The sequence below is a fragment of the Nocardia farcinica genome, from assembly GCF_029867845.1.
Classification (GTDB): Bacteria; Actinomycetota; Actinomycetes; order Mycobacteriales; family Mycobacteriaceae; genus Nocardia; species Nocardia farcinica_A.
The window spans coordinates 1-7750 of the sequence record NZ_JARWRU010001164.1 but is presented as its reverse complement, the minus strand read 5'-3'; the positions used below and the strand labels follow the sequence as shown (position 1 = coordinate 7750).

The following is a 7750-nucleotide window of genomic DNA, read 5'->3' as shown; positions in this document are numbered from 1 at the left end:
CCCTGTGGGGTTGGGGCCGCGAGGCAGTGGGGGTCCGCGCCCCCCGGGGGGGGGGGGGGGCCCGCGCCCGCGGTCCAGCGCGGGTCGACGCCCGCGGGCCACTCGGCGGCGACCAGCTCGTCGACCAGGTCGTGTTCGGGGGCCAGCACCACGTAGGTGGCGCCGAACAGGGTGTCCGGGCGGGTGGTGAACACCTCGATCGGGCCCGCCGGGGAGGCGAACTTCACCTGCGCGCCGCGCGAACGCCCGATCCAGTTGCGCTGCATGGACTTGACGTTCTCCGGCCAGTCCAGCAGGTCCAGATCGTCGACCAGCCGGTCGGCGTAGGCGGTGATGCGCATCATCCACTGCCACAGCCGCTTGCGGAACACCGGGAAGTTGCCGCGCTCGGAGCGGCCGTCGGCGGTGACCTCCTCGTTGGACAGCACCGTGCCGAGGCCGGGGCACCAGTTGACCACCGAATCGGTCTGATAGACCAGCCGGTAGGAGTCGATGATCGCGGCCCGCTCGGCCGGGGTCAGGCTCGCCCAGTCCGCGCCGCCGGGGGCGGGACGCGCGCCGGAGGCGAACTGTTCCTCCAGCTCGGCGATCGGGCGGGCCTTGTCGGCCTCCAGGTCGTACCAGGCGTTGTAGATCTGCAGGAAGATCCACTGCGTCCAGCGGTAGTACTCCGGGTCGGTGGTCGCGAAGCTGCGGCGGCGGTCGTGGCCGAGACCGAGGCGGTCCAGCTGGCGCTGCATGTTCGCGATGTTGGACTCGGTGGTGTCGCGCGGATGCGCGCCGGTCTGCACCGCGAACTGCTCGGCGGGCAGGCCGAAGGCGTCGTAGCCGAGCGCGTGCAGCACGTTGCGGCCGCGCATGCGGTGGTAGCGGGCGAAGACGTCGGTGGCGATGTAGCCGAGCGGGTGGCCGACGTGCAGGCCGACACCGGACGGGTAGGGGAACATGTCCTGGACGAACAGCTTGTCGGCCGGGGTCTCACCGGCCAGCGGGCCGGTCGGGTTCGGCGCCTGGAACGTTCCGCGCTCCCGCCAGCGCTCCTGCCATCGGCGCTCCAAGCGCCCCGCGAGCGCCGCGTTGTACCGATGCTCGGGTACATCGCTTTCGGTTGCACGCGTGTCCTGCACGATCCCGCCTTCTCCTGTGCGCCGTCTTACTGGACAGAGTCGGCTAACAGGGTAGAACGTGCGCCTGAGGAGACCGGACGTCGGGCCGTGCGGCCACTGCGATAACCTGCACTGGTGTTCGCCGTAGCCCTGATCTTGTTCCTGCTGGCCCTCGTGGCCATCGGGACCGGCGTGCTCGGCTTCCTCGGCAAGCTGCCGCGCAACCGCTTCGTCGGAGTGCACACCGAGGCGGCGCTCGCCACCGAAGAGACCTTCCGCATCGCCAACCGCGTCGCCGCCCCCACCTCGGTGGGCGCGGGCGCGCTGCTGTTCGCAGGCGGCCTGATCGTCTTCGCCGCGGGTGAGCCCGTCGCCCTGCTGGTGGCGCTGGTCGCCGCGGTGATCGCGGTGTTCACCCTCGGCGCGGGCGCGCAGGCGGCCGATCGCGAGGTGGCCCGCCTGGTCCCGGTCGAGCAGACCGGCTCCTGCGGGCAGTCCTGCGGGGCGTGCTCGCTGCGCGAGGTCTGCGGCCCGGCGCACTGACTCCCTTCCCGGTTCGGCGCGATCCCGGCGCCGCGGTTCGTTCCGGCTGGTAGAGACCGGAAATTCACAGGTGTCGCTCAGCGAGCGACCGGTACCCTCGGGGCAGGCCATCGGTTCGGTGGCCCGGCTCGGGGGAGGTTCGTCATGCTCTTGGCGCTCGCGGCGGTCGTGTTCGCCTTCGCCCTGTTGCTCGGCATCGGGGTGCATCCGGTCGCCGGGCTGGTCATCGCGGCCATCGGCCTGCCCTTCCTCGTCCTCGGCCTGATCCAGCGCGCAGGCACGGCACGTCGGCACCGCGGCAGGCAGCGCCCGCGAAGGGCCGCGGGCTCAGCGGCGGGCGGCGGCCTCTGGCTCTTCGGCGCAGGCGGCTCGCACGGTTCCGACGGCTCGCACGGTTCCGCCGACGACGGGCCCGGTGGCGGCGGCTGCGGTGGCGGGGGGTCTGGTAGCGGGGGGTGTGGTGGCGGGGGTTGCGGCGGCGGCTCCTGAGTCACGCCGGGGGTTGGACCGGCTCGGGTGGGGGAGGCGGCGCGCCCGATCTGCAACGTGATCATCGGGGGCTCCCGGTCGCGCGTCGGCCCTGATATTCTCCGAATCCAATTCGGTACGAAAAGTGCTGGCATGGAGGACATCTGGCGTCCCGACGGCGGCCGGAGCCACCGGTTGCGGGTCGGTGGCGGCCGGAGGCGGGGGCGAACGTGGTTCTGCGCGACGGTGCGGAGTTCGAGGGCTACCGAATCGTTCGGAAGCTCGGCGAAGGCGGCATGGGAGCGGTCTACCAGGCCGCCCATCCGCGCCTGCCCAACCGGGCGGTAGCTCTGAAAGTCCTTCGCGGCGCGCCCTTCGACAAACGGGTGCTGCGCAAGTTCTCCGAGGAAGCCGATCTGCTCTCCCGGCTGTCGTCGCCCAACATCGCCCGAGTCACCGATTTCAAGGTCTCCGCCGACGGTGTGCCACTGATCGAAATGGACTACATCGACGGTCCCGATGTCGGTGAAGTGCTTCGCCGGGCCGGCGGCAGACTCGACCCGCGTCGCGCGGTCCGCTTCATCCGTGATGCCGCCGCCGGGCTCGACCACGCGCACGAGAAGAAGATCGTGCACCGCGATGTCAAACCATCCAACCTGCTGGTTTCCACCGTCGAGGGCGAGGAACGGGTGCTGGTCGCGGACTTCGGGATAGCCCACATCCTCGACGAGGAGATCACCGTCGTCAGCGCGAGCGAGGCCGCACACCGCGACGACACACGCGAACTCACGCTGGAATACGCGGCTCCCGAGCAGTTCGTGGACTCTCAGCCCGACCGCCGCTCCGACATCTATTCGCTCGGGGCCACGCTGTACCGGCTGCTCACCGGTTCCCTTCCCTATCCGAATCGCCCGCGCCAAGCGCTCATCGACGCCCACCTGCGCGAACCCGCACCGGTCCCCTCCCGCGTCCGCCCGGAACTACCGAAAGCTTTCGACGCCGTGATCGCCAAGGCCATGGCCAAGGATCCCGCCGACCGCTATCAGACCTGCGGAGATCTGGCGAGAGCCGCTCTCGCCGCGCTGTCGGACGAGGCGGTCGACCCGACCGTGGACGACCGGACGGAGCCGAGCACTCGCACCGGACCGCCGAACAGGCACGCCGAACCCGGGCCGCCGGAGGAAGGCTCGGACGATCGCGCAGGCACCTCCGGCGATGCGGCCGTCCACCGTTCCCGGATGAGCGCGCGCGGCCACGGGGTGAGGACGCTCGTCGCGTCCACAGTGCTGGCCGTCGCCGTCGCTCTCGTCGTCGGCCGCTTGGCCGGTGGAGCGGAACCCGAGCCCACGTCCGCGGCCGCCGCCACGGCCACCGCATTCCTCACCGAACGGTGCCACTGGACCGTGCGCCACCCCGACGGCGACCGGACCTTCGTGGAGCTGCCCACCGGCGCCGAAGCGCGGGACGAGCCGAACTGCATCCTGAATCTGGGGGACCGCACCGCCGCCGTCTCGGCCGTGCAGCGCGCGGTCGCGCTGTGTCACGACATCCCCCTCGACATCTCGGGGGTCTACGACAGCGCCACCAGGGCCGCGATCCAGCGGCTCCAACGGGAGGCGGGGGCCGAGGCCGACGGAATCTACGGGCCACGCACCCGTGCCACGGTGCTGCGGTGGCCGGTCCATCGGGAAGCGGACGGAGGTTTCGCGGGACGATGCCGGAGCCGGGGGGGACCGACCCGATCGCCGCCGGCGGCGCGGGAGCCGCCGGGCCGATGCCCGTCGACGTGCGGCTGCTCGGTCCGGTTCGCCTGCTGGTCGGCGGCCGCCGCCTGGAGTTGAACGGTGCGTTGACGCAGGCGGTGCTCGCTGTCCTCGCGCTCGCGCGCGGTCCGTTGTCGGCGGACCAGTTGATCGAACGGGTGTGGGACGAGCCGCCGGTCAACCGGAGCAAGAGCCTGCACAACAAGCTCTCGCGGATCCGCGCCCTCCTCCGTGCGGCCGGGGTCGACGACGCCGTGCTGCTCCATTCGGAATCCCAGCGCATCTACCAGCTGAACATCGGGCGGGCTTACTGCGACTATCACCGGTTCACCGATCTGCGCGCCGAGGCCGACAGCGCCCGGCGCCGGTTCGACTACGAGAAGGCCTCGGAGCTGTACGAGCGGGCACTGGCGGAATGGTCCGATGAACCGCTCGACGGACTGAGGCCGTCCGGGTTCGTCGACGGTCAGCGCATCCGCATGGCCGAGGAGCGGCGAAGGACGCTGTACGACCGGCTGGACATGGAGATCGAATGTGGCCGCGCGCGGCAGGTTCTCGGTGAGCTCCGGGCCATCGCCGAGGCGAGGCCCACCGGGACCGAAGAGTGGGTCCGCTACATCACCGCGCTCGACGCCGATGGGCAGCCGGCGGCCGCGGCCGACGCCTGCCGGGTCGTCATGGCCTGCTTCCGCGACACGGGCATGGACCCGCCGCGGAAACTGCGCGCGATCCAGGAGAAGGTGCTGCGGCAGGAACGGCTGTTCGCCGAGGGGGCAGCGCGCTGGGAGGAGGAGCGGCCGACGCTGCGGGAATCGTCGTCGGGCATCGCGCTGGCGACCGCCGACGGCCGGACCGTCGTGGTCACCGGGTCCGGGATCACCATCGGCCGGGCCACGGGCAACATCCTGCGCCTGACCGATCCGAAGGTCAGCAGGCGCCATGCCCGCGTCGACCTCGACGGCGACCTCGCGCTCATCCACGATCTCGACTCGGCCAACGGGGTCTACGTGAACGACCGCCGCATCGATGCGCCGACGCCACTCGCCCCCGGGGACGTCCTCCGTCTGGGTTCGGTGATCGTGCGGGTGCGCCCCGCCGACCCAGGCGCCTGACCGCACCCTCGGCGTTGACGCGACGTTACCGCGACGTTGGCGGGTCGGCACAGACTTGATGGCATCCCGTCCGGGGAATCCCGGATACCTTCCAGCACAACGGAATCGGAGTTTGCCATGACCAAGAAGTCCACCCGCGGTCCGATCGCGAGCCTGGTCCGCGTCCTCGTGGTCGCGGGGATCGCGGCGGGCCTCGCCTGCGGTTCGAACGCCCTCGCCAACGCCCACTCCGCCGACGAGGCGGGTCCGCGGCTCGCCGCCGCGGCGCCCGCCGCCCAGCCGATCCGCGACGCGGGCCCCGCCGGAACGGGCGGGCGGCAGGCGGACGGCGGGCCCGCGCGCTCGGCCGACGACGCGAGCCTGGCGGCGTGCTCGAACACGACGCTGTCCCGTGGCTCGACGGGCGGCTGCGTCTACGTCCTGCAGGACGCCCTGTTCCGGCTCGGCTTCCGGGGAACGGACCTCGACGGCAAGTTCGGGCCCGCGACCGAAGCGGTGGTGAAGAGCTACCAGAGCGCGGTCGGGCTCGCGGTCGACGGCATCGTCGGCCGGGGAACCTGGAACGCGCTCCGAATGTCCTTCTGACGCCATCCCGCGAGCGCGGGCCGGATCGGAACCGGGCGTTCACAGCGACCTGACGACAGGCACGCGGGACGTCCGGTTCCGGCGTGGAACGGCCGTGCGGACGGGTGCCCGCCGCGCGCGAATTCCGCTCGGCTCGGTCAGTGGCCGTCGCCGGGGCCGGGCGCGCCGCGCGAGAGCGGACTTCCCTTCGGCAACAGATAGAGCGCGATCAGGGTGACCGGCTCGGCGCCGAGATTCCGCGCCACGTGACGGTTCCCCGGCCCGCTCGGTTCCCGGAAGATCTGCCGGCGGCGGTAGCGCACCGGCGCGCCGTCGGCGTACGGGTGGTCGAGCGTGCCCCGCGCGACCAGCACGATCAGCGGTCCGTCGTGATAGTGCCAGCCGCTGGTGCCGCCCGGCTCGATGACGGTGTGGCGCACGATCAGGTCACGGGAGCCAAGGGTGAGGCGCAGCAGGATCCGGCTGGCCGTCCCCGAGGCGGGCGCGGGGTTGGGGCGCAGTGCGCGTTCGTAGCCGGGGATCACCGTTCCATGTAACCACTCCGCGCGTCGCCACCTCTTGCGTGTACGTATACATATACGTATAGTCATGGCATGCCCAACAAGACGATCTACGTCGCCGACGACGACCTGCCGCTGTTCAAGCGGGCGCAGGAGCTCGTCGGTGGCAATCTCTCCGGCGCCGTGGTGGCGGCTCTGCGCCGCTTCATCGATCTGGAGGAGGGGCGGCTCGAGGGCTTCGAGGAGGTGATCCTCGGTGTCGGGCACCACGGTGTGCGGCAGGTCCGGTTCTCGGGCGCGCTGCTGGGCGAATGGCGCGACATCGGCGAGGAGAAGTTCGAGCTGGTCCGGGTCTACCGCAGCCGGAAGGGCAAATTCGTCAAGCATTCCCAGGTCTCCCGCTGGGTCGACTACCCGACGGAGAAATCGAGCCTGAAGGACTGGCGCACCTGGCGGCGGGCCCTCGGCGTCGGCGATCCCGACTGGGGCGAGTTCGACTTGGCGATCGTGGATTCGGTGGCGGAGCTGAAGGACGAGCTGCCGCAACGGTTCTACGAACGCATCGCCGACCTCGCCCTCAATCCGAAGATCGAGGACCTGGACATCTGACGTCGCGCGAATCCGGTTCGCGCACAACCGCATATCCCGCGACGAGCGCCGCGCCCCTCGGGGCGGCGTGTGGCTGAAACATGCATTTATTCGTATCCGACAATCTGAAACAGCGATGTGAACGAAGGGTGAGTCGATGAGCGACACCACGACCGGGTCCGCCATCACGGTGCGCGGCCTGCGCAAGAGCTACGGGGAGCGCCGCGTGCTCGACGGCATCGACCTGACCGTGGGCCGGGGCGAGATCTTCGCGCTGCTGGGTCCCAACGGCGCGGGCAAGACCACCACCGTGCAGATCCTGACCACGCTGCGCCGGGCCGACGCGGGCGAGATCACGATCTGCGGGCACGACGTGGCCTCGGCCGCCGACCGGGTCCGCGAGCTCATCGGCGTGACCGGTCAGTTCGCCGCCGTCGACGGACTGCTCACCGGCCGGGAGAACCTGCGGCTGGTGGCCGACCTGCTGCACCTGCCGAAGACGCGGGCCACCCGCCTGGTCGACGAGTTGCTTGCGCGCTTCGATCTCGCCGCGGCGGCCGACCGGGTCGCAGGCGGCTACTCCGGCGGCATGACCCGGCGACTGGACTTGGCGATGACCCTGGTCGGCGGCCCCCGCGTGCTGTTCCTGGACGAGCCGACCACCGGCCTCGACCCGCGTAGCAGGCGAGCGGTGTGGCAGACCATCGCCGAACTGGTCGCCGACACCGGCGTCACCGTCTTCCTCACCACCCAGTACCTCGAGGAGGCCGACCAGCTGGCCGACCGCATCGCGGTGCTCGACGGCGGGCGCATCGTCGCCGAGGGCACCGCCGAGGAGCTCAAGCGCCTGGTCCCCGGCCACCACATCCGCCTGGAATTCGCCGACCGATCCGATCTGCACGCCGCGGCCGCCGGCCTGCCCGGCTCCCGCGTCGTCGACGAGGGCGACCGTCCCGCGCTGGCCGTGCCAGGCGACGGCGGGGTGCGCGCGCTGCGCGCCGTGCACGACCAACTCGACCGCGCGGGCCTGGAGGGCACCCCCCCCCCCCCCCCCCCCCCCCCGCCCCCAAAGAGAAAGGCCGCAG

9 protein-coding genes are annotated in these 7750 nt (G+C 71.4%); 7 read left to right on the top strand and 2 right to left on the bottom strand.

Annotation, left to right across the window (positions count from 1 at the left end; translation table 11 throughout):
• Positions 1 to 1127 (bottom strand): class I tRNA ligase family protein (locus QH283_RS25835; protein ID WP_280505539.1); only part of this gene is annotated, 1127 nt, incomplete at its 3' end.
• A 114-nt stretch (positions 1128 to 1241) separates the two neighbouring features.
• Between QH283_RS25835 and QH283_RS25830 the strand changes: the two genes are divergently transcribed.
• The 5 genes from QH283_RS25830 to QH283_RS25810 all read left to right on the top strand — a co-directional run bounded on the left by QH283_RS25830 (position 1242) and on the right by QH283_RS25810 (position 5577).
• Positions 1242 to 1649, top strand: a complete 408-nt coding sequence (locus QH283_RS25830; RefSeq protein ID WP_280505538.1) for an SdpI family protein — start codon at positions 1242 to 1244, stop codon at positions 1647 to 1649.
• Positions 1650 to 1793: 144 nt separating this feature from the next.
• A complete protein-coding gene (locus QH283_RS25825; RefSeq protein ID WP_280505537.1) occupies positions 1794 to 2138 on the top strand; it encodes a hypothetical protein in 345 nt (114 codons plus the stop codon).
• Between the two features lie 209 nt (positions 2139 to 2347).
• Positions 2348 to 3958, top strand: a complete 1611-nt coding sequence (locus QH283_RS25820; protein ID WP_280505536.1) for a serine/threonine-protein kinase — start codon at positions 2348 to 2350, stop codon at positions 3956 to 3958.
• Positions 3892 to 4992 (top strand): BTAD domain-containing putative transcriptional regulator, encoded by a 1101-nt coding sequence (locus QH283_RS25815; RefSeq protein WP_280505535.1) that lies wholly within the window; start codon positions 3892 to 3894, stop codon positions 4990 to 4992. The genes QH283_RS25820 and QH283_RS25815 overlap by 67 nt, the downstream gene beginning before the upstream one ends.
• A 117-nt stretch (positions 4993 to 5109) precedes the next feature.
• The gene (locus QH283_RS25810; protein WP_280505534.1) at positions 5110 to 5577 is read left to right on the top strand and encodes a peptidoglycan-binding domain-containing protein; all 468 of its coding nucleotides are present in this window, start codon (positions 5110 to 5112) and stop codon (positions 5575 to 5577) included.
• A gap of 137 nt (positions 5578 to 5714) precedes the next feature.
• Here QH283_RS25810 and QH283_RS25805 read toward each other — a convergent pair whose 3' ends face one another.
• Positions 5715 to 6101: a cupin domain-containing protein gene (locus QH283_RS25805; RefSeq protein WP_280505533.1), complete on the bottom strand. Its 387-nt coding sequence runs from the start codon at positions 6099 to 6101 to the stop codon at positions 5715 to 5717.
• A 69-nt stretch (positions 6102 to 6170) separates the two neighbouring features.
• Between QH283_RS25805 and QH283_RS25800 the strand changes: the two genes are divergently transcribed.
• Positions 6171 to 6686 (top strand): EXLDI protein, encoded by a 516-nt coding sequence (locus tag QH283_RS25800; RefSeq protein WP_280505532.1) that lies wholly within the window; start codon positions 6171 to 6173, stop codon positions 6684 to 6686.
• 136 nt (positions 6687 to 6822) lie between these two features.
• The coding region (locus QH283_RS25795; RefSeq protein WP_280505531.1) for an ABC transporter ATP-binding protein at positions 6823 to 7750 on the top strand (928 nt) is incomplete at its 3' end.